At 66.9% G+C, this 24,050-nt stretch carries 21 protein-coding genes; 6 read left to right on the forward strand and 15 right to left on the reverse strand.

What is annotated here, in order from left to right:
- The first annotated feature begins 109 nt into the window (after window positions 1-109).
- Window positions 110-1,336: a vWA domain-containing protein gene (locus EV560_RS05015; RefSeq protein WP_131854562.1), complete on the forward strand. Its 1,227-nt coding sequence runs from the start codon at window positions 110-112 to the stop codon at window positions 1,334-1,336.
- Here EV560_RS05015 and EV560_RS05020 read toward each other — a convergent pair.
- Genes EV560_RS05020 through EV560_RS05030 form a run of 3 tightly spaced genes read right to left on the reverse strand, consistent with a single transcriptional unit; the run spans window position 1,311 to window position 4,564 of the window.
- On the reverse strand, window positions 1,311-1,763 hold the full coding sequence (locus EV560_RS05020) for an acyl-CoA thioesterase (RefSeq protein ID WP_131854564.1): 453 nt from the start codon (window positions 1,761-1,763) through the stop codon (window positions 1,311-1,313). The genes EV560_RS05015 and EV560_RS05020 overlap by 26 nt on opposite strands.
- Complete coding sequence (locus EV560_RS05025; protein WP_131854566.1) at window positions 1,760-2,650, reverse strand: methyltransferase domain-containing protein; 891 nt, start codon at window positions 2,648-2,650, stop codon at window positions 1,760-1,762. Before EV560_RS05025 ends, EV560_RS05020 begins: the two co-directional genes overlap by 4 nt.
- A 21-nt stretch (window positions 2,651-2,671) precedes the next feature.
- Entirely contained in the window at window positions 2,672-4,564 is a 1,893-nt protein-coding gene (locus tag EV560_RS05030; protein ID WP_131854568.1) for a M3 family oligoendopeptidase, read from the reverse strand.
- 205 nt (window positions 4,565-4,769) lie between these two features.
- Here EV560_RS05030 and EV560_RS05035 point away from each other — a divergent pair, with 205 nt between their 5' ends.
- From EV560_RS05035 to EV560_RS35995, 3 genes are all read left to right on the forward strand, one after another.
- The gene (locus EV560_RS05035) at window positions 4,770-6,263 is read left to right on the forward strand and encodes a sigma-54-dependent transcriptional regulator (RefSeq protein WP_131854570.1); all 1,494 of its coding nucleotides are present in this window, start codon (window positions 4,770-4,772) and stop codon (window positions 6,261-6,263) included.
- Window positions 6,264-6,369: 106 nt separating this feature from the next.
- Window positions 6,370-8,376 (forward strand): L,D-transpeptidase family protein, encoded by a 2,007-nt coding sequence (locus EV560_RS05040; RefSeq protein WP_165923322.1) that lies wholly within the window; start codon window positions 6,370-6,372, stop codon window positions 8,374-8,376.
- Window positions 8,377-8,706: 330 nt separating this feature from the next.
- A complete protein-coding gene (locus EV560_RS35995) occupies window positions 8,707-10,410 on the forward strand; it encodes a peptidoglycan L,D-endopeptidase MepK (RefSeq protein ID WP_207907944.1) in 1,704 nt (567 codons plus the stop codon).
- A 9-nt stretch (window positions 10,411-10,419) separates the two neighbouring features.
- Here the strand turns inward: EV560_RS35995 and EV560_RS05050 are convergent, their stop codons facing one another.
- Both EV560_RS05050 and EV560_RS05055 read right to left on the reverse strand, forming a co-directional pair.
- The gene (locus tag EV560_RS05050; RefSeq protein WP_131854574.1) at window positions 10,420-11,028 is read right to left on the reverse strand and encodes a glutathione S-transferase family protein; all 609 of its coding nucleotides are present in this window, start codon (window positions 11,026-11,028) and stop codon (window positions 10,420-10,422) included.
- 78 nt (window positions 11,029-11,106) lie between these two features.
- Window positions 11,107-12,102 (reverse strand): LysR family transcriptional regulator, encoded by a 996-nt coding sequence (locus EV560_RS05055; protein ID WP_131854576.1) that lies wholly within the window; start codon window positions 12,100-12,102, stop codon window positions 11,107-11,109.
- Window positions 12,103-12,285: 183 nt separating this feature from the next.
- Between EV560_RS05055 and EV560_RS05060 the strand changes: the two genes are divergently transcribed.
- Complete coding sequence (locus EV560_RS05060) at window positions 12,286-12,900, forward strand: nitroreductase family protein (RefSeq protein WP_131854578.1); 615 nt, start codon at window positions 12,286-12,288, stop codon at window positions 12,898-12,900.
- Window positions 12,901-13,148: 248 nt separating this feature from the next.
- On the forward strand, window positions 13,149-14,777 hold the full coding sequence (gene groL, locus EV560_RS05065; RefSeq protein WP_131854580.1) for a chaperonin GroEL: 1,629 nt from the start codon (window positions 13,149-13,151) through the stop codon (window positions 14,775-14,777).
- 62 nt (window positions 14,778-14,839) lie between these two features.
- On the opposite strand, the gene EV560_RS05070 is transcribed toward groL, so the two are convergent.
- From EV560_RS05070 to EV560_RS05115, 10 genes are read right to left on the reverse strand one after another with little or no spacing between them, the layout of a single operon-like run.
- Window positions 14,840-15,598: an SDR family NAD(P)-dependent oxidoreductase gene (locus tag EV560_RS05070; RefSeq protein ID WP_131854582.1), complete on the reverse strand. Its 759-nt coding sequence runs from the start codon at window positions 15,596-15,598 to the stop codon at window positions 14,840-14,842.
- A 41-nt stretch (window positions 15,599-15,639) separates the two neighbouring features.
- Window positions 15,640-16,350 (reverse strand): ABC transporter ATP-binding protein, encoded by a 711-nt coding sequence (locus EV560_RS05075; RefSeq protein WP_131854584.1) that lies wholly within the window; start codon window positions 16,348-16,350, stop codon window positions 15,640-15,642.
- Window positions 16,350-17,099 carry an ABC transporter ATP-binding protein gene (locus EV560_RS05080; protein WP_207907945.1) on the reverse strand — a complete coding sequence of 250 codons (750 nt, stop codon included), beginning with the start codon at window positions 17,097-17,099 and terminating at the stop codon, window positions 16,350-16,352. The genes EV560_RS05075 and EV560_RS05080 overlap by 1 nt, the downstream gene beginning before the upstream one ends.
- Window positions 17,096-17,977: a branched-chain amino acid ABC transporter permease gene (locus tag EV560_RS05085; RefSeq protein WP_131854586.1), complete on the reverse strand. Its 882-nt coding sequence runs from the start codon at window positions 17,975-17,977 to the stop codon at window positions 17,096-17,098. The genes EV560_RS05080 and EV560_RS05085 overlap by 4 nt, the downstream gene beginning before the upstream one ends.
- Window positions 17,974-18,861 carry a branched-chain amino acid ABC transporter permease gene (locus tag EV560_RS05090; protein ID WP_131854588.1) on the reverse strand — a complete coding sequence of 296 codons (888 nt, stop codon included), beginning with the start codon at window positions 18,859-18,861 and terminating at the stop codon, window positions 17,974-17,976. Before EV560_RS05090 ends, EV560_RS05085 begins: the two co-directional genes overlap by 4 nt.
- A gap of 51 nt (window positions 18,862-18,912) precedes the next feature.
- Window positions 18,913-20,157, reverse strand: coding sequence for an ABC transporter substrate-binding protein (locus EV560_RS05095; RefSeq protein ID WP_131854590.1), 1,245 nt, complete (start codon window positions 20,155-20,157; stop codon window positions 18,913-18,915).
- A 3-nt stretch (window positions 20,158-20,160) separates the two neighbouring features.
- The gene (locus EV560_RS05100) at window positions 20,161-20,871 is read right to left on the reverse strand and encodes a cysteine hydrolase family protein (RefSeq protein ID WP_131854592.1); all 711 of its coding nucleotides are present in this window, start codon (window positions 20,869-20,871) and stop codon (window positions 20,161-20,163) included.
- Window positions 20,868-21,809 (reverse strand): allantoinase PuuE, encoded by a 942-nt coding sequence (locus EV560_RS05105; protein ID WP_131854594.1) that lies wholly within the window; start codon window positions 21,807-21,809, stop codon window positions 20,868-20,870. The genes EV560_RS05100 and EV560_RS05105 overlap by 4 nt, the downstream gene beginning before the upstream one ends.
- On the reverse strand, window positions 21,810-23,039 hold the full coding sequence (locus tag EV560_RS05110) for a CaiB/BaiF CoA transferase family protein (RefSeq protein WP_131854596.1): 1,230 nt from the start codon (window positions 23,037-23,039) through the stop codon (window positions 21,810-21,812).
- A complete protein-coding gene (locus EV560_RS05115; protein WP_248311890.1) occupies window positions 23,032-23,913 on the reverse strand; it encodes an HpcH/HpaI aldolase/citrate lyase family protein in 882 nt (293 codons plus the stop codon). The genes EV560_RS05110 and EV560_RS05115 overlap by 8 nt, the downstream gene beginning before the upstream one ends.
- Window positions 23,914-24,050 lie beyond the last annotated feature (137 nt).

A 24,050-nucleotide genomic window follows, 5' to 3' on the forward strand; every position in this document is an offset into this window, starting at 1 on the left:
AACCTGACTGTCGTGCCGAGACAACGCATTCCGCGCGATCGGCGGTTGGCACGTGAACTGCGCTGTTCTCCCCGACACGAGGCGGATCGTGTCAAGGAGGAACAGTCTGATGTCGCTTCTGGCTCGTTTTGGGAAAGACAAGTCCGGCAATGTCGCCCTGATGTTCGGTCTGGCGATCATCCCGGTGCTGGGCCTCGCCGGAGCCGCAGTGGATTACGGCCGCGCCAGCTCGGCCCGCACCGCCTTGTCGAACGCGATCGATTCCGCCGCGCTGATGGCTGCCCGGGACGCACAGAAGCTGAGCGACGCCGATCTGCGCAGCCGCACGGAAAAATGGGTTCGTTCCACGCTCGAGAACAACGAGCGCGCCACGCTCGAAAACGTGACCGTCGACATCAACCGCACCAGCCGCACGGTGAGCATCAGCGCCAAGGCCAATCTGCCGGCCAGCATGACGAAGATTATCGGCGAGGATACGCTCGAAGTTGCCAGCTCGACGCAATCGACCTGGGGCACGAACACGATCGAGCTCGCACTGGTGCTCGACAATACCGGCTCGATGGCCTCGTCCGGCAAGATGGCCGCGCTGAAGCAGGCCTCGCTCGACCTGCTGAAGGTGATGCAGCAAGCCTCGACGGAAACCGACCAGATCAGGGTTTCGATCGTCCCCTTCGCCACCGAGGTGCGGCTCGATGCGAAAACATATGGAGATGCGGACTGGCTGCGCTACGGCGTGAAGAAGCGGAACTCGAACCAGTCGGCCTCGAAGTCGAGCTGGCAGGGCTGCGTCATGGATCGGGACGATCCCTACGATTCCAGCGACGCCGGAATCGTCCCGAAGGACAAGAGCACGCTCTACCCCGCCGTGATCTGCGAGCAGTCGACCCTGGCACGCATCCAGCCGCTGACGAGCAACTGGACGGCCCTGACCAACACGATCAATTCCATGACCCCGGTCGGAAACACCAATGTCACGATCGGCGCCGCCTGGGGACTGGCCACGCTCACCCCCGGCACGCCCCTCACCGAAGCCGCTCCGGCGACGACGCCGCGCCTGACCAAGTACATGATCCTGTTGACCGACGGCGACAACACCGAGAATCGCTTCGGCGATAACCAGAACGGCATCGACAACCGGACCAAGCTCGCGTGCCAGAGCGCCAAGACGGCTGGCGTGAACGTCTATACGGTCCGCGTCATCGAGGGGAACCGCAACCTGCTGCGCGGCTGCGCCAGCAAGACCGACATGTATTACGAGGTCAACAACGCCTCGCAGCTCGGACCGGTCTTCAAAAACATCGCCAACCAGATCAGCCAGGTTCGCCTGACGACGTGAGCCCTTTGAGCGCGGCGCGCAGCCCCTCCGGAATCGGAACGGGCTTCTGCGCGGCGCGCTCGACATAGACATGGGTGAAGCGGCCCTGCGCCGCCGCCTGCTCGCCACCCTCGCGAAAAATGCCGATCCGGTAGGTCACCGAGCTGCGGCCGAGCTTCTCGACCGCGAGCCCGGCCTCCACCGTCTCCGGAAAAGCGACGCTCTCGAAATAGGTGCAGCTGGTCTCGACCACGAACCCGACAATCGCACTGCCGGCAATATCGAGATGCGCCTCCTCGACCAGCCAGGCGTTCACAGCCGTGTCGAACCAGGAATAATAGACGACATTGTTGACGTGCCCGAACACGTCATTGTCCATCCAGCGCGTCGGGATGGCGCGGAACAGCCTGAAGTCGCCGCGGCCGAGCCGCACCGGACGCTCGCTCATCGTTCCCCCTGCTGCCCCGGCTTCTCGCCCGTGCCGATCTCCGGCACCCCCAGCGCATCAGCCAACCTCGCCTTGGCCGAACCCGGACGCAGCGGTTTCTGCTGGCTCTCATGCGGCGCCCAGCCGGAGACCCAGACCATTTCGAAACTCGCCCGCAACCGTCCGTCGGGATCGGCGAAGCGCTCGGCATAGATCGCCGCCGCGCGCAGCAGCGTCTCGCGCCTGAGGCCGGTCCTGCGCCGGTCGGCCAGCGCATTGGTCCAGCCCATCGCGCGCAGGTCGCGCAACAGCCCGAACATGTCGCGATAGCGCACCGTGACGAGCTCGCTATCGACGACAGGCAGTGCGAATCCGGCGCGCTGGAGAAGGCTGCCCATATCGCGCAGATCGGCGAAGGGCGCGACACGCGGGCTGACGCCGCCGGTGGTCTCGGCCTCGGCCGCGAGCAGCGCCTCACGCAATTCCTGCAGCGTCCGGCCACCGAGCAGGCAGCCGATGAACAGCCCGTCGGGCCTCAGCGCCCGCCTGATCTGGATCAGCGTGCCCGGCAGGTCATTGACCGTGTGCAGCGCCAGCAGCGAGGCGGCCAGGTCGATCGACTCCGCGGCGAGCGGCAGATTCTCAAGATCGCCGACGAGATTGGCCGGCGCCAGCCCGGCTTCCGCCATCCGCCACAGGGTTTCGGCCTTGGCCCTCAGCGCCGCGTCCGCAACCGGCAACGCCGTGCCGAGATCGACCGCCCGCCCAAAACGCCTGAGCACGGCGGCGAGGCGCTCTTCGAGGTCCTCCGCAGCGCGGGCAAGCAGGAAATCCGGGTAGTCGCCGGCAACGGCCCGCGCGAGGCGGCGGCGGTAGAGGACACGGTCGAAGACAAGCGGGGAAGACATGTTACTGCGCCCCCGCGCCCATCACTCCATCCCCTCCAGCTCGATGATCAGCCCTTCGATCATGCCGAGCCCGATCTGCCAGAAGGCGGGATCGCGCGCATCGAGGCCGAAGGGCTTCAGCAGCTCGGAATGATGCTTGGTGCCGCCGGCCGAAAGCAGGGCGAAATAGCGCTCCTGAAAGCCCTCGGCCGAGTTCTGGTAGACGCCGTAGAGCGAATTCACCAGGCAATCGCCGAAGGCATAGGCGTAGACATAGAAGGGCGAATGGATGAAGTGCGGGATGTAGCACCAGAACGGCTCGTAGCCTGAGCCGAGCCTGATCGCCGGCCCGAGGCTCTCGGCCTGCACGCTCATCCACAGCTCGCACAGGTTCTCCGCCGTCAGCTCGCCCGCCTTGCGCGCCTCGTGCACCTTGCGCTCGAAGGAATAGAACGCGATCTGGCGCACGACCGTGTTGATCATGTCCTCGACCTTGGCGGCCAGCATCGCCTTGCGCTGGCTGACGTCGGCGGTGCCGTCGAGCAGCTTGCGGAAGGTCAGCATCTCCCCGAAGACGCTCGCGGTCTCGGCCAGGGTCAGCGGCGTCGGCGCCATCAGCGCCCCGTTCGGCGCCGCCAGCACCTGATGCACGCCATGGCCGAGCTCATGGGCGAGCGTCATCACGTCACGCGGCTTGCCCTGGTAGTTCAGCAGCACATAGGGATGCGCGGACGGGACGGTCGGATGCGCGAATGCGCCCGGCGCCTTGCCCGGCCGCACCGGCGCATCGATCCAGCCCTCGTCGAAGAAGCGCCTGGCGATCCCGGCCATTTCCGGCGCGAAGGCGCCATAGGCGCCGAGCACGGTATCACGCGCCTCGCTCCAGGGAATGGTGCGCTGCTCGACCTTCGGCAGCGGCGCGTTCCGATCCCAGTAGTCGAGCGCATCGCGCCCGAACCAGCGCGCCTTCAGCTTGTAATAGCGATGCGACAGGCGCGGATAGGCAGCGCGCACCGCCGAGACCAGCGCATCGACCACGTCGCGCTCGACCCGGTTCGCCAGATGACGCGAATCCGCGACATCCTCGAACTTGCGCCAGCGGTCGGAGATTTCCTTGTCCTTGGCCAGCGTGTTGGTGATCAGGCAGAAGGTGCGCAGATGCGCCCGAAAGACCTCGCTGAGCGACTCGGCCGCCGCCTTGCGCACAAGGCCGTCCGCATCCTGCAGCTTGTTGAGGGTGAGCTCGAGCGTCAGCTCCTCGCCCTCGGGCTTGAAGCGCAGTGAGGCGATGGTCTCGTCGAACAGCCGGTTCCAGGCAGCATGCCCGGTCACCGACTTCTCGTGGAACAGTTCCTCGATCCGGTCCTCGAGCTGATGCGGCTTGTCCTTGGCGAGGTCCTCGAGCCAAGGCTTCCAATGGGCGAGCGGCGGCCGCTCGGCGGCACGCGCCAGCACGGCCTCGTCGATCCGATTGAGCTCGAGCCCGAAGAAGAGCAACTCGGTCGAGGCCGCCGTCATCTTGTCCTGCGTATCGCCATAGAACTTGGCGCGCTGCGGATCGGTCGTGTCGCCGGAATAGACCAGGCCGGCATAGGACATGATCCGGCCGATCAGATCCTCGAGCTTTTCATAGGCCATGACGGCCTCGGCAAGGACGGTGCTGGCATCCTCGCGTGCCGCGAGCGCCGCGAGCTTGCCACGATAGAGCGCCGCGAAACTCTGCGATTCGGCCTGAGCGCGTTCGAGATCGGCGGCGAATTCGGGCGAATTCATCGACGGATAGAGATGGCTGAGATCCCATTCCGGGAGCGGCCCCAGCGCCTTGGCGGCCCTTGCAGCAGCCCCGGAAGCGCTGTTCGCCAAGCTCTTAGCAGAGTTCCTGGCCAAGCTCCTGGCGAGACCCCTGGCGGTCGTCCCGTCTAACGCAAGCGTCATCGCTTCCAAACCTCGCTGGCGAAACCGTTCGCCTCCTCATATGCGCGGACAAGGGCGCACGATCAATGTCGCGACGCGTGCGACTGACCTGCTTTCCTCTCTCTGCCACTTAAGAGCCGCTTAACCGTTCTGGATGACATTGCCCCGAAACGGAACATCCGATTCTCGGCCCGCCCACCGGCTGGCCGCAGCGCTTCGAGGGTTCATGACCGCCACCGTTCTCGTCGTCGATGACGATCCCGTCCAGCGCCGTCTGCTCGACGCCATGCTCAAGCGTTCCGGCTATGATGTCGTCGCTGTCGACAGCGGCAACGAGGCCCTGAACCTGCTCGGCCATGGCGATGGCGAGAAGTTCGACGCCATGGTGCTCGATCTCGTCATGCCCGAGCTCGACGGCATGGGCGTGCTCGCCCTGCTGCGCGAGCGCGGCATCGAGATCCCGGTGATCGTGCAGACGGCCCACAGCTCGATCGAGACCGTGGTCAACGCCATGCGGGCCGGCGCCGTCGATTTCGTCGTCAAGCCGGTCGGCGCCGAGCGCCTGCAGATCTCGCTCAAGAACGCCCTGAAGCTCGGCGCTCTCGAACATGAGCTGCGCCATATCAAGCGGCGCGCCGCGGGCCAGCTCGGCTTCCGCGACCTCGCCACCAAGAGCCCGGACATGGGCCGGGTGATTCGGCTGGCCGAGCGTGCCGCCAAGTCCAACATTCCGATCCTGGTCGAAGGCGAATCCGGCGTCGGCAAGGAGGTGCTCGCCCGCGCCATCCAGGGCTCCAGCGACCGCAAGGGCAAGGCCTTCGTCACCGTGAATTGCGGCGCGATCCCGCACAACCTCGTCGAATCGATCCTGTTCGGCCATGAAAAGGGCTCGTTCACCGGCGCGACCGAGCGCCATGTCGGCAAGTTCGTCGAGGCCAATGGCGGCACGCTCTTCCTCGACGAGGTCGGCGAGCTGCCGCTCGACGCGCAGGTCAAGCTGCTGCGTGCCATCCAGGAGGGCGAGGTCGATCCGGTCGGCGGCAAGAAATCGGTGCGGGTCGATATCCGCATCATCTCCGCCACCAACAAGAGCCTGCTGGAGCAGGTCAAGCGCGGCGAGTTCCGTGAGGACCTCTATTACCGCCTCAACGTCTTCCCGATCACCCTGCCGCCGCTCAGGCAGCGCCGAGAGGACATTCCCGATCTCGCCCGCGGCTTCCTCGCCCGCTTCGCCGCCGAGGAGGGCCGCAAGCTGCGCGGCATCTCGGCCGAGGCCCTGAACCTGATCAGCGGCTATGACTGGCCCGGCAATGTCCGCCAGCTCGAGAATGCGATGTTCCGCGCCGTCGTGCTCGCCGATGGCGACGAGCTCACCGTTGCCGAGTTCCCGCAGATCGCCGCGCAGATGGACGGGTACGACATCCGCATCCCGCCGGCGCCGGCCGCGGTGGCCCGAGCCGAGACCCGCGACGAGACGCCGCGCATCATCCAGGTGCCGGTGCGCGACCCCAACTCGCTCGAGCTCGTTGCCGGCTCCGATATGCGCAAACTCGACGAGCTGGAGCGCGAAATCATCAAATTCGCGCTGACTCACTATCGCGGGCACATGTCCGAGGTCTCGCGCAAGCTCGGCATCGGCCGCTCGACCCTTTACCGAAAACTTAAGGATTACGGTCTGATTGAAGGTGATGACGCCTCCGAGGGCTCGGACGCGGCATAGCCAGTCGGACGAATCATCCCCGCTGTTGCTCCGCCGCATCTTGTCGAAGCAGACCGAGTCACGCACCTATTGGGGCGGTACTCGGCGGATAACGGGAATACGGACCATGCCTCGTCGCCATTGGGCGGGCTCAGCCTCTGCATCGGTCCTCGTCCTGTTTCTCGGTGCGGCCTCAGCCTTCGGGCAGCCTGCCGCCACGATCGACTCGACGCTTGGCGTCCCGCTGCCCGAGCAGCCCGAGCTTCGCATCCTGAAGGGCGACGCGCCGATCGAGCATCTCGACGTGCCGGCGCTGCCCGAGGTGACCGTGAAGGTCGAGCCCGAGCACGCCGACGAGCCCGCGATGGTGACCGGCACGGTCTCGCCGTCGGCCCGCCCGGAAGCCGCGGTTCCCGCGCTGGAAGCCCCCACGGCACCGGCAAGCACGCCCGGCGTCGACGACGGCCCGGTCGTCCTCGACATTCCCGAAATCGAGCTGCCGCCATCCGACCCCGCTCTGGTACCGGCCGCCAAGCCCGAACCTGCGCCGCAGCCGGAAGCTCCGGTACCGCTGCGCGCCGCCCAGCCGCCGGAGACCGTGATCCCGCCGCCCGACCTGCCCAAAGTCGTGGTCGAGCTGCCGGTGCCAGGCCCGCTGGTGCCCGAGATCACCGAGCACGCTGCCGCTGCCGTCGCCCTGCAGCGCCTGCCGGAGCGTGAGCGCGGCGAGATCCTCGCCGCCTACCAGGCCAACGGCAACAAGCCTTTCTGGATCGACGGCAAGGGCTGGAGCGAGACCGCCAAGCTGCTCGTCGCCCGGCTCGAGCGCTCGAGCGAGGACGGGCTGCGGCCGACCGACTATGCCCTCCCCGTCTTCGAGGCCAGCGACAAGGTCAGCCTCGCCGAGGCCGATATCCGCCTCTCGGCGCTGGCCGTTCTCTATGCCCGCGACGCGCGCGGCGGCCGCATCGATCCGCGCCGGCTCTCGAAGCTGATCACGCCGACGCTCTATCTGCCCACGGCCACCGAGGTTCTCTCCGAGCTGACGGCGGTCAAGGATCCGGGCGTGGCGCTCGCTGCCTACAACCCGCCGCACCAGGGCTATCTCAATCTCAAAGCCAAGCTCGCCGAGCTACGCAAGCACCAGGATGACACACCGATGGTGCGCATCCCGGCCGGCCCCGAGCTTAAGCTCGGCATGCGTGACGACCGCGTCCATCTCGTGCGCGCCCGGCTCGGTCTCGGCCCCTCGCAGGAGCCGGTCTTCGACCGCTCGACCTCGACGGCCGTCGCCGAGTTCCAGAAGCAGGCCGGGCTGCGCGCCAACGGCATCCTGAGCCCGCAGACCATCGCCGCGCTCGGCACGCCGGTCACCGCGCGCCAGCAGCAGGACATCATCGCCCAGATGGAGCGCTGGCGTTGGCTGCCGCCTGATCTCGGCGAGCGCCACATCATCGTCAACGTGCCGGAATACCAGGTCCGAGTCTTCGATCACGGCAAGATCGTGCATCAGGCCCGCGTCATCGTCGGCAAGCCCGACTCGGCGACGCCCATCTTCTCGCACAAGATGGACCATGTGATCGTCAATCCGTCCTGGTTCGTGCCGCCCTCGATCCTGAAGAAGGAATTCCTGCCCGGCCTCGCCGCCGATCCGGAATATGCGGCCAAGCGCGGCTATGTCGTCACCCGCCGCGGCAACTCGATCTCGGTGCGCCAGCCGCCGGGCGAGCGCAACGCGCTCGGCTGGATCAAGTTCATGTTCCCGAACGAGCACGCGGTCTATCTGCACGACACGCCGAACCGCCGGCTCTTCGCCGCAGAGAAGCGCGCCTTCAGCCATGGCTGCGTCCGCGTCGACAATCCCTTCCTGCTCGCCGACCAGGTGCTCGGGCCGCAATGGACGACGGAACGCCTGAAGCGCCTGATCGGCTCCGGCGAGCGCATGATCAAGCTACCGGCGCCGCTGCCGATCCACCTCGTCTACAACACGATCGTCGTCGACAACGATGGCCGCGTGACCAGTTTCGACGATCTCTATGGTTTCCACAGGCTGGTGCGGCAGGCGCTGGAACAGCGCGCCGACGCCAGCGCGGCGCCCGCCGCGAAGACCCGCGAAGCAGCGGCCCGGCGCTGATTCCACGCATCCGATAGCAGCTCGCGGCGGCGCATTTCCGCCGCGATTTGTGGTCCGGGCCGAGGCCTGACCCATGGCCCTTATTGCGGCATGGGCACCATTTTGCCACGATCCACCGCTAGCCAGCGCCTGTCGAGAAAATCGTGGCGTCACGGTTTTTCCGTTGCTAACGTGCTGTTAACGCTTCTCAGCAACTGTTCGTTCACGTTTGTAGCGCCGCCTGCGTAGGGCGCATCGAGACGGGTCAGGCAGATTTTGGGCAGATCAACCGCCACGATTCCGAGACGGCTTCTGCCATGCGTGAAGCCCGGATTAAGGCAGAGCGCCACAATGGCGCTGGCCTTCGTCGCGCTGATTTGCGGCGTCCGCGGAACGCAGAATGCCATCGCCAATGGCGACACGCGCACCATCACCATCCGGCACATGCACACGAAGGAGGAGACGACAGTCACCTTCAAGCGTGACGGGCGCTATGTTTCCGAGGGGCTGGAGAAGCTGAATTGGGCCCTGCGCGACTGGCGCACCGACGAACCGATCCGCATGGATCCGCGCCTGTTCGATCTCGCCTGGGAGGTCCAGCGCACGGTCGGCTCCGAGCAGCCGTTCCACGTCGTCTCCGCCTATCGCGCGCCCGGCACCAATGCGATGCTGCGCCGACGCTCGCGCGCCGTCGCCAAGCACAGCCAGCACATGCTCGGCAAGGCGATGGATTTCTATTTGCCGGACACCTCGACCGCTCGCATCCGCGAGGCGGCGATGCGCATGCAGCGCGGTGGCGTCGGCTTCTATCCCGGCGCACACACGCCCTTCGTCCATCTCGATGCCGGCTCGGTCCGCTCCTGGCCGCGCATGACCCGCGACCAGCTCGTGCGGCTCTTCCCCGACGAGAAGACCGTGCATTTGCCGGCCGACGGCCACCCGCTCGGCGGCTATGAGCTCGCCAAGGCCGATATCCTGGCCCGCGGCGGCGCCGTTGCCGGCTACGCCGCCGCCGATCTCGACGAGGGCGCGGTGATCTCCTCCGGCCGCAAGAGCCTCTGGGCCTCGCTCTTCGGCGGCGATGACGAGGAAGAGGATGCCAGGCCGACACGCGGTCGCCGTGGCGGACCCAAGCAGCAGCCGGCGGTCATGACCTACGCCAGCAATAGCCCGAGCTACACCGACAGCAACTCCTCCGATGGCGGCCGCTTCGCCGTCGCAGCGGCGGCGCCCGAACCCGAGCCGACGACGCGCTCGCTCGTCCGCGAGCGCTCGCAGCGCTCGACCACGGTGCAGCCGCAGGAGCCGCAGGTCGCCTCGCTTGCCGCCGCGCCGCCCGCTCCGGCCGCAGCCCCGCAGGACAACAAGCCCAAGCTGATCGACGCGCCGATCCCGCTAGCGCGTCCGAACAGCCTGCCCGCGCTGCAGCAGCAGGGCGAGGCGGTGCAGCTCGCCGCCCTGTCGCAAGGCGGCGCGCTCGCCTTCGCGCCCGGTTCCCTGCGGCCCGGCGAGGAGCAGAGACTGGTGCTCGCCTCGCTTCCGCCGCCGCGCCCGGGCGAGATGACCACGCTGGTCAATTCCCTCGTCGCCGGCCGCCCGGTCGATGCGCCGCTGCCGCCCGCGCGCCCGGCCGCCCTCGTCAGCCTCGCGCTGGCCGAGCCGCGCAACGCCAGCGATGCGCCGGAAACCATGGGCCGGCTCGTCGCCGTCAACCATCCGCTGCCACCGGAACGGCCGCGCGCTCCTGGCGCGCCCGCCAGCGCGAGCAGCGCCCATGCGACGACGCCGATCGTCGCGCAATACGATGCCGACCGCACGGGGCTCGATTCGCTCTTCGCCACCGTGGCGCGCACCAGCCCGCCGCCTGAAGGCCGCAGCGTCACCGTCGCGACCGCTCGCGCCAGGGCAGGCAACCAGTTGCCACCGGGCTGGGTCCAGGGTCCCGCGCCCGCCGCCGCGCTCGGCTTCAGCCATGCCGATCCCAGCGACGCCAAGACCGGCAGCTTCTCCGGCCCGGCGGTGAGGCCGCTGCCGACGAATTTCGTGCAGAACTGAGTCTGGCGGCTATTCCAGGTCGATCGGCCAGCGCTTGAACACGTCGAGCGCCTCGCAGGCCTCGGCTTGCGCGGCGAGCGCCGGCCAGCGGCCCTTCTCGACATAGTCAGGGATCACGAACTGGCAGAAACCCCAGGCGATCGCGGCCGCGATATCGCCCGGCCAGAGCTCGGGCCCGGAGCCGATCTCACCGCGAACCGCCGCCTGGTCGAGCAGGTCGAGCGCGGTATGGAGCTGCGTCGCGATGCGCTCCTGCCAGGGCGCATAGCGCTGCGCCTCCGGCCTCTTGCGCTCGTACTCGATCCCGACCGCCTTGTCGGCCGCCACGATGGCGATGCCGGTGAGCGACAGGTCGCGGTTGCGCGCGCCGGGCTCGAGCGGCCGCAGGCTCCTGCCCGCGACATCCTCGAAATGCTGGATGATCAGCAGCGACTCGCAGATCATCGCCCCGTCGTCGCAGATCAGGCTGGGCGCCTTGATCAGCGGATTGATCTTCCGGAACTCGTCCATGTGGCGGAACACCGAGACCGAGCGGTGCTCGAACGCCACGCCGAGCAGGGTTCCGGTGATGGCGGCGCGCCGCACATAGGGACTATCGAGCATTCCGACGAGCAGCATCGCGATCTCCATCGAGGACCGCGACGAGACTGGCCGGCATCGCGTCCAAAGCCACGCGAAATACCGTGATGTCGAAGATCACGCCGGCTGATGTTCGCCCTCCGCGATCTGCCTGAGGCGCCTGGTCCCGGCTGGATCGGTGAGGTCGATGCCGCGCTGGCGCGCTGCCATCTGGCAATCGTCCCAATAAGGCTCGCCACCGAAGCGCTCGACGAGCAGGTCGATCAGCACACGCACCTTGCCGGGTACATAGGCGCCGGGTGGCCGCACGACGAACAGCCCCTGCTCCGGCATTGGGAATTCCCAGAGCAGATGCTGCAAGGCGCCGCTGCGGATCGCCTCCGACGCCATGAAATTCGGCAGCGCCACGATGCCGTGCCCGGCGATGGCCCATTGCATCAGGGTCTCGCCACTATCCGAGCGGAGCCGGCCGCTCGGCCTGACCGGAACCCAGCGTTGATTGATGCGGAACAGCCAGTCCGGCGAGCTAGCGCCGCTATGGACCAGGCATTCGTACTGCGCGAGATCCAGCGGCGAGGCCGGCCGGCCACGGCGCGCGATATAGTCGGGACTTGCAAGGAGGCTGGTATAGATCGGCGCGATACGCCGCGCGACCAGGCTCGAATCCTTCAGCGTGCCCAGCCGGATCGCCGCGTCGAAGCGCTCCCCGATCAGGTCGACGCGCCGGTCGCTCGCGTCGACATCGAGTTCCAGCTTGGGATGGCGGCTTGCGAGCTCGGCCAGCACCGGCGCCACATGCTTGATGCCGAAGCCGAGCGGCATCGACAGGCGCAAGCGTCCCGCCACGCCGCCCGCCTGCTGCGCGACCGCTTCGCGCGCCTCGACGAGATCGGCCAGAATGCGCTCGCCCCGCGCCTTGAACTCGATGCCAGCCTCGGTTGGAGCGACCCCGCGCGTGGTACGGCTGAGCAGGCGCGTGCCGAGATCTTCCTCCAGCCGGGCGATGCGTCGGCTGACGATCGATTTCGACAGGCCGAGACTCTTGCCCGCGCGGCCGAAGCCGCCCGTCTCGACCACGGCGATGAAGCTCCGGATATCGTCGATCTCGGACATCTTGCGTTCCTGGATGAGCAACAGTCTGGTGCCCAATATGGGCATTCCGGCGCAACAAGTGAACCGCTACCTCTTCCTCATCAAATCTCGCTTTCACAGGAAGGGCGCCCTGGGAGGCGCTCCGAGAAAGCGCCCCGTCTCATCGGTCCGCGACCGTGACACGCGTTCAGACATGAGGATGCCATGCTCGACAAGCTCAAGAAGCGCCGCACGCAATATGCGCTCGGCAAGACTCTGCCGCTCCCGGAAGCGCAGGTGGATGCCCTGATCAGGGAGGCGATCCGCCACTCGCCCTCCAGCTTCAACTCGCAGAGCTCCCGCGCCGTCATTCTCTTCGGCGAGGAGAGCGACAGGTTCTGGAACATCGCCAGGGAAGCCCTCCGCGCGATCGTGCCTGCCGCCGATTTCGCCGCGACGAGCAAGAAGATCGACGGTTTCGCCAGCGGCGCTGGGACGGTGCTGTTCTACGAGGATCAGGGGCCGGTTAAGGCCCTCCAGGACAATTTCCCGCTCTACGCGCACAACTTCCCGATCTGGTCCGAGCATTCGACCGGCATGGCGCAGTTGGCGGTGTGGTCCACGCTTGCCGACGCTGGCATCGGCGCGAGCCTTCAGCACTACCATCCGCTCGTTGACGCGGAGACCGCCAAGACATGGAACATTCCCGCGTCCTGGAAGCTCACCGCGCAGATGCCCTTCGGCTCAAATGAGGCGGGTTTCCCGGAGAAGAGCTTCATCGATGATGACGTGCGGTTCCGCACCGTCGGTACCCGCAGCCTGGAATCACGGGCCGCCTGAGCGGCCTGCCTCAGGGCGAGCCCGCCCTGGCAGAGCTCAAGCCGGCTGCCTGAAGGCAGCCGACCAATCATCCGGACCAACCGAGGCAGGCCCTGCGTGAAGCGGGGCCTGCCTCTCTCGTTTTCGCTTCGGCAGAAAGAGAGATATCCTTGGCCTGTTCGAGACAGGCGAGGCAGGCCGGAAGGCGGGCCGAGTACGCATGCCCCTCCGCTGCCGAGCCAGTGTAGCCACACTGGGAGGACCTGATCATGCCCGCCAAGGAAGTGAAGTTCTCAACGGAAGCGCGCGAGAAGATGCTGCGCGGCATCGATGTCCTCGCCAACGCCGTCAGGGTCACGCTCGGACCGAAGGGCCGCAATGTCGTGATCGAGAAGAGCTTCGGCGCCCCGCGCATCACCAAGGACGGCGTCGCCGTCGCCAAGGAAATCGAGCTCGCCGACAAGTTCGAGAACATGGGCGCCCAGATGGTGCGCGAGGTCGCCTCGAAACAGCATGACGCCGCCGGCGACGGCACGACGACCGCGACGGTGCTCGCCCATGCCATCGTCCGCGAGGGCGCCAAGGCGGTTGCCGCCGGCATGAACCCGATGGACCTGAAGCGCGGCATCGATCTCGCCGTCGAGGCCGTGGTCGCGGATTTCCGGAAGAACGCCAAGAAGGTCACGGCCAATAGCGAGATCGCGCAGATCGGCACCATCTCGGCCAATGGCGACACCGAGATCGGCCGGATGATCGCCGAGGCGATGAAGAAGGTCGGCAACGAGGGCGTCATCACCGTCGAGGAAGCGAAATCGCTCGCGGTCGAGCTCGACGTGGTCGAGGGCATGCAATTCGACCGCGGCTATATCTCGCCCTATTTCGTCACCAACGCGGAGAAGATGCGGGCCGAGCTCGAGGACGCCTATATCCTCATCCACGAGAAGAAGCTTTCCTCGCTCCAGACCATGCTGCCGCTGCTCGAAGCGGTCGTGCAGACCGGCCGGCCGTTACTGATCATCGCCGAGGATGTGGAAGGCGAGGCCCTCGCGACGCTCGTCGTCAACAAGCTGCGCGGCGGCCTGAAGGTCGCCGCCGTCAAGGCGCCGGGCTTTGGCGACCGGCGCAAGGCCATGCTCGAGGATATCGCCATTCTCACCGGCGGCACCGCCGTCAGCGAGGATCTCGGCATCAAGCTCGAAACCGTGACCCTGCAGATGCTCGGCCGTGCCAAGCGGGTGGAGATCGAGAAGGAGACCACCACGATCATCGACGGCGCCGGCCGGAAGAAGGATATCCAGGCGCGCGTCGCGCAGCTCAGGGCGCAGATCGAGGAGACCACCTCCGATTACGACCGCGAGAAGCTGCAGGAGCGCCTGGCCAAGCTCGCCGGCGGCGTCGCGGTCATCCGCGTCGGCGGCGCGACCGAAATCGAGGTCAAGGAGAAGAAGGATCGCGTCGACGACGCCATGCATGCCACGCGCGCCGCGGTCGAGGAAGGCATCCTGCCGGGCGGCGGCGTGCCGCTGCTGCGCGCGCTCAAGGTGCTCGCCGCCGTGAAGCCCGGCAATGCCGACCAGAAGACCGGGGTCGAGATCGTGCGCCGCGCGCTGCAGGCCCCCGCGCGGCAGATCATCGAGAATGCCGGCGCCGACGGCTCGATCATCGTCGGCAAGCTGATCGAGAAGGACGACTATAACTGGGGCTACAACGCCGCAACCGGCGAATACCAGGACATGGTGGCGAATGGCGTGATCGACCCGGCCAAGGTCGTGCGCACCGCGCTGCAGGATGCAGCCTCGATCGCCTCGCTGCTGATCACCACCGAAGCCCTCGTGGCCGAGTTGCCGAAGAAGGAAACAGCACCTGCCATGCCGGCGGGCGCCGGCATGGATTACTGATCCCGCGCCGAGGCCCGGTCTAACCGGGCCTCACCCCCGGCCGGGGAGCAGGCCGACCTGCCTCAATGCGAGAAGCGCCGCGCCCCACCATCGACATGGATCACCTGGCCTGTGATGTAGCGGGCGCGGGGCGAGGACAGGAAGGCGACGAGCACGGCGAGATCTTCCGGCTCTCCGATATAGCCGGCAGGGCAATTCTCGGCGACCCATTGGCGCTGGGCCTCCTCGCTCGGCAGCAGACGCTGGTCGATCTGCTCGGAATGCAGCCGGCCGGGCGGGATCGAGTTCACCGTGATGCCGTCCTTGCCGACGACGCGTGAGAGCGACTTCGCCCAGATATGGGTCGCGCCATTGGGCGGGACGCCGCCATTCAGCGCCACCGGCTCATCGCCGCCGGTCAGGTTGATGATGCGGCCGAATTGCTGCGACTGCATGGTCGGCACGAAGGCATGGGCGAGGTCGCGCCCGGCATGGAAGTTCAGCGCCATCGCCTCGTCCCATTGCTCGCGCGTGCCGAGCCCGTCGAAGGGGCGCGAGCCGCCGGCATTGTTGACGAGGATGTCGAGCCGGCCAAATGCCGCCAGGACCTGATCCCTGATCCGCTCGGCCGCATCGCGTTCGGTGATATCGGCAGCGATCACCAGCGGCCGCTCATGGCCGGAGGCCGCGATCTCGTCGGCGGCCTTCTGCAGCCGCTCCTCGCGGCGGGCGACGACGACGAGGCGGCAGCCCTCATCCGCGAGGATCTGCGCGATGGCGCGCCCGAGTCCGACGCTGGCGCCGGTCACCAGCGCCACCTTGCCCGCAAGCTGAAGGTCCATGGCGGTTTCCTTTCGAAAGCTGACTGCGTGGCAAGGTTCGGTCAGAGGCCGAGATAGGCCTTCCTGACCCGGTCATCGTCCTGGAGCTCGGCGGCCGGCCCCTGGATGGTGATTTCCGAATGCTCGAGCACATAGGCGTATTGCGCCTGTTTCAGCGCCAGCGCGACATTCTGCTCGACCAGCAGGACACCGATGCCCTGCGCCGCGATCTGCCCGATCACAGACATGACCTGCTTGACCACGATCGGCGCCAGGCCGAGCGACGGCTCGTCCAGCAGCAGATAGCGCGGCTTCGACATCAGCCCGCGCGCGATCGCGCACATCTGCTGCTCGCCGCCGGAGAGCGAGCCGGCCTGCTGCGAGAGACGCTCCTTCAACCGTGGGAAGATGCCGAAGACCCAGTCGAGCACATCCTTCTCATGCCCCCTCGCCCGCGGTGCATAGCTGCCGAGCTCGAGATTGTCGCGCACGCTCATGAAGGCGAAGAGCTGGCGCCCCTGCGGCACATGGGCGATTCCGGCCTCGACCCGCTCATGTGCCGGCATGCGGGTGATGTCGGTGCCTTCGAGCTTGATCGTGCCGCTGCTGACGCTGGCCTGCAGGCCTGAGATCGCGTTGAGCGTCGTGGTCTTGCCGGCCCCGTTGGCGCCGAGCAGCGCGACCACGCCTTGGGCCGGCACCGAGCAGGTCACGCCGCGCAGCACGGTGATGTCGCCATAGCCGGCGACGAGATCGGAGATGTCGAGCGCCATCAATCGTCGCTCCCGAGATAGGCGGCCACCACCGCGGGGTTGCGCACGACCTCCTCGGGCTTGCCCTCGGCGATCTTGCGGCCGTAATCGAGCACGACGACCTTGTCGGCGAGCGACATCACGGCGTGCAGGTTGTGCTCGATCATGATCACCGCGAGCCCGTCGTCATGGGCGAAGCTGCGGATCAGGTGGATGCTCTCATTGATCTCCGAGGCATTGAGCCCGGCCAGGATCTCGTCGAGCAGCAGGATCTTCGGCTCGATCGAGAGCGCGCGAGCGAGTTCGAGCCGCTTGCGCGATTCGAGCGTCAGGCTGCCGGCCTGCTGGTCGAGCAGCGGGCCCATGCCGACCCGCCTTATGATCTCCGCCGCCTTGTCGCGCGCAGCCGCGAGCGGATGATGCAGCAGCGCGCCGACCGTGACGTTCTCGTGCACGGTGAGGCTGGTCAGCGGCTTGACGATCTGGAAGGTGCGGCCGATGCCGGCGCGTGCGCAGAGCGTCGCCGAGGCGCCAGTCATGTCCTTGCCGGCGAAGCTGACAGAGCCCGAGTCGGGCTTGAGCTGGCCGCTGAGGATATTGAACAGCGAGGTCTTGCCGGCGCCGTTCGGGCCGATCAGCCCGACGATCTCGCGGTCGGCGACGGTGAACGAAACCTCGTTGACTGCGACGAGCCCGCCGAAGCGACGCACCAGTCCGCTCGCGCGCATCAGCTCTCCGCCCATGGCGGCTGCTTGCGACAATCCGGTCATTTGCGCCGCCATGCCTTCACCGTGCCGACAATCCCCTTCGGCGCGAGCAGGACAGCCCCGAGCAGCGCGACGCCGTAGATCAGCAGGCGCGGTCCGCCGCCGAAGAACTGGCTGAGCGCGCCGTCGAGCGGCGTCATCACCAGCGAGCCGACGATCGGGCCGAGCGGTGTGCCGAGCCCGCCGATGATGCTGAGCAGCGCGATCTGCACGGAGATGTTGATCGAGAACACGCTCGGCGGATCCAGGAACAGAATGTACTGCGCGTAGAAGAAGCCGCCGACCGCCGTCAGCGCTGCGCTCATCATGGTGACGATCAGCTTCACCTTGACCGTGTTGATGCCCATGCTCTGCGCCGTCGCCTCGTCGTCGCGCACGGCGATGAGGTAGAGCCCAAGCTTGCCGCGATGCATCCAGCGCGTGATGCCGTAGACGATCATCATCAGGATGAAGGCGGCGATCAGGTAGGCCCAGCGCGAGGAGAACATGAAGGTGTCGAGCCCGGGCCGGAACGGGATCGCGATGCCGCTCGGACCACGGGTGAGATCGCTCCAGTTATTGGCGACGATCTCCATGGCGATCGGGAAGACCAGCGTCGCCAGCGAGAAAAAGGCGCCGCGCAGCCGGAAGCAGGGCCAGCTAATCACCACCGCGAGCCCGGTCGTGACGATCACGCCGGCGATCAGCCCGAACCAGGGCGAGACGCCATATTTCGTGTAGACGATCGCGGTGATGTAGGCGCCGATGCCGAAGAAGGCCGATTGCCCGAGCGAGACCAGCCCGCCATAGCCAGCCATCAGGTTCCACGCGCCGGAAAGCGCCGCCCAGAGGCAGGTCATCACCAGGATGTTGAGATAGTAGTCGTTGAACAGGTTGCTCATTTCGTGCCGACCTCTTCCATGCCGGCGCGGCCGAACAGTCCCTGCGGACGAATGAGCAGGATCAGGATGAAGAGCACGAGCGCGATCACGTCCTTGAGCTCGACCGAGATGAAGAAGCCGGTCAGCGTCTGGGTGACACCGATGATCAGCCCGCCGACCATGGCGCCGGCGACGCTGCCGAGCCCCCCGAGCACGACGACGACGAAGGCGGTGATGATCAGGTCCACGCCGGCGGTCGGGAAGGTGTAGTAGATCGGCGTCAGGATGCAGCCCGCGACCGCCGCACAGGCGACGCCGGCACCGAAGGCGAGCCGGTTCAGCCGCTCGGTATTCACGCCCATCAGCGAGGCGGCGTAGCGGTTCTGCACCATGGCGCGCAAAGCCTTGCCGTCACGCGAGAATTGCAGGAAGGCGATCAGGATTGCCGCCATCACGAAGGCGACAATGAAGGCGTAGAGCGAGGTTGCGGAGATCGCGACATTGCCGACGATGAACGATTGCGAGGCGTATTCGGTCTGGACCGAGCGGTAATCCGGACCCCAGAAGGTCAGCGCGATATTCTGCAGGATCACCGACAGGCCGAAGGTCGCGAAAATCTGCATCGCGTGCGGCGCGTGCAGGATCGGCTTGATCACCACCCGCTCGGTCAGCAGCCCGAGACCGAACACGATCGGCGTGACCAGGAAGATCGAGAGATAGGGGTCGATGCCCCAGAGCGCATGCAGCCAGAAGGCGCCGAACATCGCGAGCATGATGAATTCGCCCTGCGCGAAATTGACGATGCGCAGGACGCCGAAGATCAGGGTCAGGCCGATCGACAGCAATCCGTAGACGCCGCCGATCAGCAGGCCCGAGACCAGCAATTGGGGAAGGATGTCGAGCATCTCTTGTCCGGTTTAAGGCGGCGACCGGGACTGCCGGCCGCCGCGGCTGCGTCAGCGCTTGTCCCAGGCCGGCAGCGGCACCAGCACGGGGTCCGCCGTCTTCACGTTCTCCGGCGCGACGACGACGAGCTTGCCGTCCTGCCATTGCTGCGCGACCGGGAAGGCGCGCTCGTTCTGGCCCTGCATCTCGTTGCCGGGAGGAGCGAACTTGACGCCCCAGCCGAGCGAGGTGCCGCCCATCGGGATGTCGAGTGCGAGCGCGGCGGCCTTCAGCTTGGCCGGATCGGCGGCGCCGGCGGTGCGCAGCACCTTGTCGAGCAGGATATAGGTGCCGACGAAGCCCTGCGTGCCGACATAGGAAGGCGGCTTGCCCTGGCTGGCCTGGAAGCGCTTCTGGAAATCGGCGAGCAGCGTGCGTGCCTCCTCGGAGAGCGAAGCCGGGTTGATCGCAGCCGAGCCCTCGGTGTCGAAAATGCCGTTGACGGCCGAGCCCAGGCCCTCGCCGAAGCTCGGCAGGCCATAGATGCCGCCAGTGCCGATGAAGGCGCCGACATTGACGCCGAGCTGTTTCATCTGGCGCTGGATCAGGAGCGCATCATTCGCATAGGACGAGGCGATGACGATGTCGGCGCCCGCCGCCTTCATGCGCAGGACGAGCGGCGCGAGATCGGTGGTCGAGGCCTTGTAGGGCAGCCGGCCGGAGACCTTGAAGCCGAGCTCCTTCGCCTTGGTCTCGGCGGCGGTCGCGACGGACGTGCCGTAATCGGAATCCTCGTGCACGACGAGCACAGTGAGCTCGGACGGCTTCTTGCCCAGCTTCGGCGCGATCAGGCTGGAGGCGATGTTCGCCGCGAGCTGGCCGTTCGAGCTGGCGGTGAAGACGATGCGGAAATAGCCGTTGAAGCCGCGCTTGGTCAGGCCGTCGGCAATGCCGCCGGTCTCCCAGTAGAGCCCGCCGCGGCGCTCGACCACCTGGCTCGCGGCATAGGACAGGCCGCTCGAATAGGTGCCGGTGATGATCTGCAGGTTTTCCAGCGAGGCGAGGCGCTCGGCCTCGGACTGCGCCTTGTCGGGCGTCGAGGCATCGCCCTGGACGAGCTCGACCTTCTTGCCGGCGACACCGCCCTTCTCGTTGATCATGTCGACGGCGATGCGGGCGCCGTTGAGGTTCTCGTTGCCGAGCAGCGCGAGGCTGCCGGTCAGCGGGTAGAGCGCGCCGATGCGCCAGGTCTCCTGGGCCTGGGCGGCGAATGTCGACGCCGCGAGCGCGAGCGCCGTCAAAGCGAAGCGTTTCATTGGTTATCCCCTTTTGCTGTTGTTCTGCAGTTCGGCGATGACCGCCGCCGAATCCGTCACGTCGGCGAATTGCCGGTCCATGTCGAAGAGGCTGATCGCGTGCGAGATAGGCAGCCGGTCGAAGACGGCGTCGGCCGGCACGATCGCGCGGTAATTATAGGAGGCGGCGTCGAAGACCGTGGCCCGCACGCAATTGCTGGTGGCGCCGCCGAGCACGATGACCGTGTCGATATTGCGCTCGATCAGGTAGCCGAGCAGCGGCGTGCCGTGGAAGCCGCTCGGCTTCTTCTTGACGAAGACGATATCGCCCGGCTTCGGCCCGACCTCCGGCAGCAGCTCGGCGCCTTCAGTGCCGTCGATGCACCAGTCGTCGCGCTCCTTCATGAAGGCGCGCTTGCGGCCGTAGACGCCGATATCATTACCGCTCTCGTCGAGCGCAAAGCGGGTCAGGAAGATCGGTACGCCAGCGGCGCGGCCCGCATCCAGGATCGCGGCGATCCGATCGACCGCGGCCCAGCCGATCTCGCCGCAGGAGGAGGGATAGCGCTCGTTGCGGATGCCGCGCTCGCCGACCATGTAGCGCTGCGCGTCGATGACCACGATGGCCGGCTTGGCGCCGAAGCCCATGCGCTGGGCGAAACGGCCGCGCGCCAGCACGGCGCGGTCGGCCTCGGTCAGGAATTCGTCCCAGGGTTTCGTGACGGTCGTGCTCATCGGTCGGTCTCGGAGGGCGGATGCTGCGCGTGCCAGTGTTGCGCGACGTCGAGACGCCCGCAGACCCAGACGCGGTCATGTTTCAGGATATGGTCGAGGACATTGGCGAGGGCGCGGGCCCGCGCCGGCCGGCCGGTGATGCGCGGATGCAGGCCGACCGACATCAGGCCGGGCCGCTCGGCACCTTCCTCATAGAGCTGGTCGAAGGTCGCCTTGAGATAGCTTTCGAAATCGTCGGGCGACGAGAAGCCGGAGGGAGCCGCGAACTTCCCGTCATTGGCATCCATCGTATAGGGCACGATGAGATGGTTCCGACCGGAGACCTCGACCCAATAGGGCAGCTCGTCGTTATAGGCGTCGGAATCGTAGAGGAAGCCGCCCTCCTCCACGAGCAGGCGGCGGGTATTCTCGCTCGGTCCGAAGCGGCAATACCAGCCGAGCGGCCGCTCGCCGGTGGTGCGCTTCAGCGAAGAGATGGCCTGCGCGATGCGCTCGCGCTCCTCGTCCTCGCTCAGGCGAAAGTGCTCCTCCCAGCGCCAGCCATGGCAGCAGAGATCGAAATTGGAGGCCGCGAAAGCCTCGGCGACGTCGAGATTGCGCTCCAGCGCGACGGCGCAGCCAAACAGCGTCGCCGGCAATTCGCGTTCCTGGAAGATCTGGAACAGCCGCCAGATGCCGACGCGGCTGCCATATTCGTACATGGTCTCGAAGGCGAGGTCGCGCTGCCCTGCCGGAACGCGCCCACCGGGCGCTTCGGCCAGGCCGAGCTCCGTGCGCCCGCTGCCATCAGGCACGCTATATTCCGAGCCTTCCTCGTAGTTGATCGCGAAATTGACCGCGATCCGCGCCTTGCCGGGCCAGCGCGGGTCCGGCCGCTTGCGGCCATAGCCGACGAAGTCGCGGGGATTGTCCGAGCTCGGGCGCCAGACGCGGTTCATCTACTTGCCCTCCGCCTCGACGTTCAGCGCCGGCAGCCTGCCGGCCGCACGCAACTCCTCGAGGATCTCCTCGCGATGCTGGTCGACCCTGCCGCCGGTACGCCGGATCGCGCCGGGGGTGCGCGACATGACCGGGAAGACATTCTGCATCCGGACCGGCCCGAGATCCTCGTCCGGCACGGCGACGACGGACTTGCGCGCGACATATTGCGGGTCGTCGAAGATCTGCTCGATATCGTAGATCGGCGCGATCGCCGCCTCGACCCGCTCAAAGGTCTCCAGAACCTCGTCGAGATCATGCCGGCCGATCCAGCCGCCGACGATCGCATCGATCTCCTCGACATGCTTGATGCGGTCGAGATTGGTCTGGAAGCGCGGGTCGTTGGCCGTGCCGGGCCCGCCGGTCAGGTCGAGCACGCGCCTGACAATGCTCGGTGCCGCCGCCGAGAGCGCGACCCAGCGATTGTCGCGGGTGCGATAGGCATTGCGCGGCGCATTGTTGACCGAGCGGTTGCCGGTGCGGTTCTGGATCACGCCGAGCTGATCGAAGATGATCGGCTGCGGGCCGAGCAGCGCGAAGATCGGCTCGTAGATGGCGAGGTCGATATACTGGCCCTTGCCGCTGCCGCGGACATCGCGCTCGTAGATCGCGAACATCGAGGCGAAGCAGCCGTAATAGGCGGCGATGCCGTCGGCGAGGCCGAAGGGCGGCAGGGTCGGCGGACCATCGGGCTGGCCGGTGATATGGGCAAAGCCCGACATCGCCTCGGCCAGGGTGCCGAAGCCGGCGCGGCGGTTATAGGGGCCGGTCTGGCCGAAGCCGGTCACCCGCACCATCACGAGGCGCGGGTTGATCTGCGACAGCACATCCCAGCCGAGGCCCCAGCTCTCCAGCGTGCCGGTGCGGAAATTCTCGACGAGGATATCGGCATCGGCGACGAGCGCCTTGAAAATCTCGGCATCGGCAGAGGCCTTGAGGTCGAGCGCGATGCAGCGCTTGTTGCGTGCCGTCGTCTTCCACCACAGGCCGTGGCCGTCCTTCTTGGCGCCCATGTTGCGCAAGGGATCGCCACTCGGGTGCTCGATCTTGATGACGTCGGCACCGAAATCGCCCATCAGGGTCGAGATGATCGGCCCGGCGAAGAGCGTGGCGCAGTCGATGACGCGCAGGCCCTCGAGCGGCCCCTTGGCCGCGGCCGGCGCATTGGTGGTGGTCGTGGTCTCAGACATGCTGTCCTGCCGATTGGGCGAGCTTGAGCACGGCGCGGGCGCGGTCGATGAAGGGACCGTCCGCCATCACGCCGTCGACGGTGAAGGCGCCGACGCCACGCGCCAGCATCTCGTCCGCTTTGTCGACGATGCGCCGCGCATTCTCGATTTCCGCCGGGCGGGGGAAGAAGACCGCGTTGGCGATCGCGATCTGGTTGGGATGGACGCAGCTCTTGCCGGCAAGGCCGAGCGCGCGCGCCGCCTCGGCATCGGCGCGATAGGCCTCGCCATCCGAGACCGCGACGAAGGCGCCGTCATAGGCGTCGATGCCGGCCTCGGCCGCCGCGAACCGCACCTTCAGCCGCACCGGCAGGAGGGCGGCCGGGCTCCGCTCGATCGCCAGCGGCTCGAACAGGTCGCCGAAGCCGAGCTGCAGCCCGATCACACGCTCGTCGGCGAGCGCGATCTCTGCGGCCATGCGCAGCCCGCGCGGCGTCTCGATATTGGCGAGTATACCGATCGGCCGGGCGATCCCTTGCTCGCGCTCCAGCCGCTCGAGCAGGCGCACCGTCTCGACGATCGGCTCGGCACTCTCGATCTTCGGCAGGTTGACGATGTCGAGGCCCGGCCGAACCACCGCCTCCATATCGTCATCGAACAGCTCCTCGCCCCAGGGATTGACCCGGACGATGGCGATCTTGGCGTGGTCGACATGCTCCGAGAGCGACTGGGCGACATGCTCGCGCGCTTCCGCCTTGCGGTCGGCGGCGACGGCGTCCTCGAGATCGAAGGAGATCGCATCGGCCGCCGAGTTCCACGCCTTGTCGAAGAGCTCCGGCCGGGAGCCCGGCACGAATAGCTTGCTTCGCATCGAGGGAGAACGGGTGACAGGCATGAGCGGCGCCTATGAGAGAAGGTTATGACCTCGCCATCGGGCTCCTGCCGGCTTTTCCCCCGGCATCGGCAATAGCGATGCGGGTATTCCATCCCTCAATTGCCAAGTCGGCAAATATCATGTTGTTAGAAGGGCAT

Source organism: Allobosea sp. BK604, from assembly GCF_004341515.1.
GTDB lineage: Bacteria > Pseudomonadota > Alphaproteobacteria > Rhizobiales > Beijerinckiaceae > Allobosea.

Coding starts and splice junctions, on each gene's coding strand:
- EV560_RS05015 (WP_131854562.1), top strand. CDS start 110: ATGTCGCTTCTGGCTCGTTTTGGGAAAGACAAGTCCGGCAATGTCGCC.
- EV560_RS05020 (WP_131854564.1), bottom strand. CDS start 1,763: ATGAGCGAGCGTCCGGTGCGGCTCGGCCGCGGCGACTTCAGGCTGTTC.
- EV560_RS05025 (WP_131854566.1), bottom strand. CDS start 2,650: ATGTCTTCCCCGCTTGTCTTCGACCGTGTCCTCTACCGCCGCCGCCTC.
- EV560_RS05030 (WP_131854568.1), bottom strand. CDS start 4,564: ATGACGCTTGCGTTAGACGGGACGACCGCCAGGGGTCTCGCCAGGAGC.
- EV560_RS05035 (WP_131854570.1), top strand. CDS start 4,770: ATGACCGCCACCGTTCTCGTCGTCGATGACGATCCCGTCCAGCGCCGT.
- EV560_RS05040 (WP_165923322.1), top strand. CDS start 6,370: ATGCCTCGTCGCCATTGGGCGGGCTCAGCCTCTGCATCGGTCCTCGTC.
- EV560_RS35995 (WP_207907944.1), top strand. CDS start 8,707: ATGGCGCTGGCCTTCGTCGCGCTGATTTGCGGCGTCCGCGGAACGCAG.
- EV560_RS05050 (WP_131854574.1), bottom strand. CDS start 11,028: ATGCTGCTCGTCGGAATGCTCGATAGTCCCTATGTGCGGCGCGCCGCC.
- EV560_RS05055 (WP_131854576.1), bottom strand. CDS start 12,102: ATGTCCGAGATCGACGATATCCGGAGCTTCATCGCCGTGGTCGAGACG.
- EV560_RS05060 (WP_131854578.1), top strand. CDS start 12,286: ATGCTCGACAAGCTCAAGAAGCGCCGCACGCAATATGCGCTCGGCAAG.
- groL (WP_131854580.1), top strand. CDS start 13,149: ATGCCCGCCAAGGAAGTGAAGTTCTCAACGGAAGCGCGCGAGAAGATG.
- EV560_RS05070 (WP_131854582.1), bottom strand. CDS start 15,598: ATGGACCTTCAGCTTGCGGGCAAGGTGGCGCTGGTGACCGGCGCCAGC.
- EV560_RS05075 (WP_131854584.1), bottom strand. CDS start 16,350: ATGGCGCTCGACATCTCCGATCTCGTCGCCGGCTATGGCGACATCACC.
- EV560_RS05080 (WP_207907945.1), bottom strand. CDS start 17,099: ATGACCGGATTGTCGCAAGCAGCCGCCATGGGCGGAGAGCTGATGCGC.
- EV560_RS05085 (WP_131854586.1), bottom strand. CDS start 17,977: ATGAGCAACCTGTTCAACGACTACTATCTCAACATCCTGGTGATGACC.
- EV560_RS05090 (WP_131854588.1), bottom strand. CDS start 18,861: ATGCTCGACATCCTTCCCCAATTGCTGGTCTCGGGCCTGCTGATCGGC.
- EV560_RS05095 (WP_131854590.1), bottom strand. CDS start 20,157: ATGAAACGCTTCGCTTTGACGGCGCTCGCGCTCGCGGCGTCGACATTC.
- EV560_RS05100 (WP_131854592.1), bottom strand. CDS start 20,871: ATGAGCACGACCGTCACGAAACCCTGGGACGAATTCCTGACCGAGGCC.
- EV560_RS05105 (WP_131854594.1), bottom strand. CDS start 21,809: ATGAACCGCGTCTGGCGCCCGAGCTCGGACAATCCCCGCGACTTCGTC.
- EV560_RS05110 (WP_131854596.1), bottom strand. CDS start 23,039: ATGTCTGAGACCACGACCACCACCAATGCGCCGGCCGCGGCCAAGGGG.
- EV560_RS05115 (WP_248311890.1), bottom strand. CDS start 23,913: ATGCCTGTCACCCGTTCTCCCTCGATGCGAAGCAAGCTATTCGTGCCG.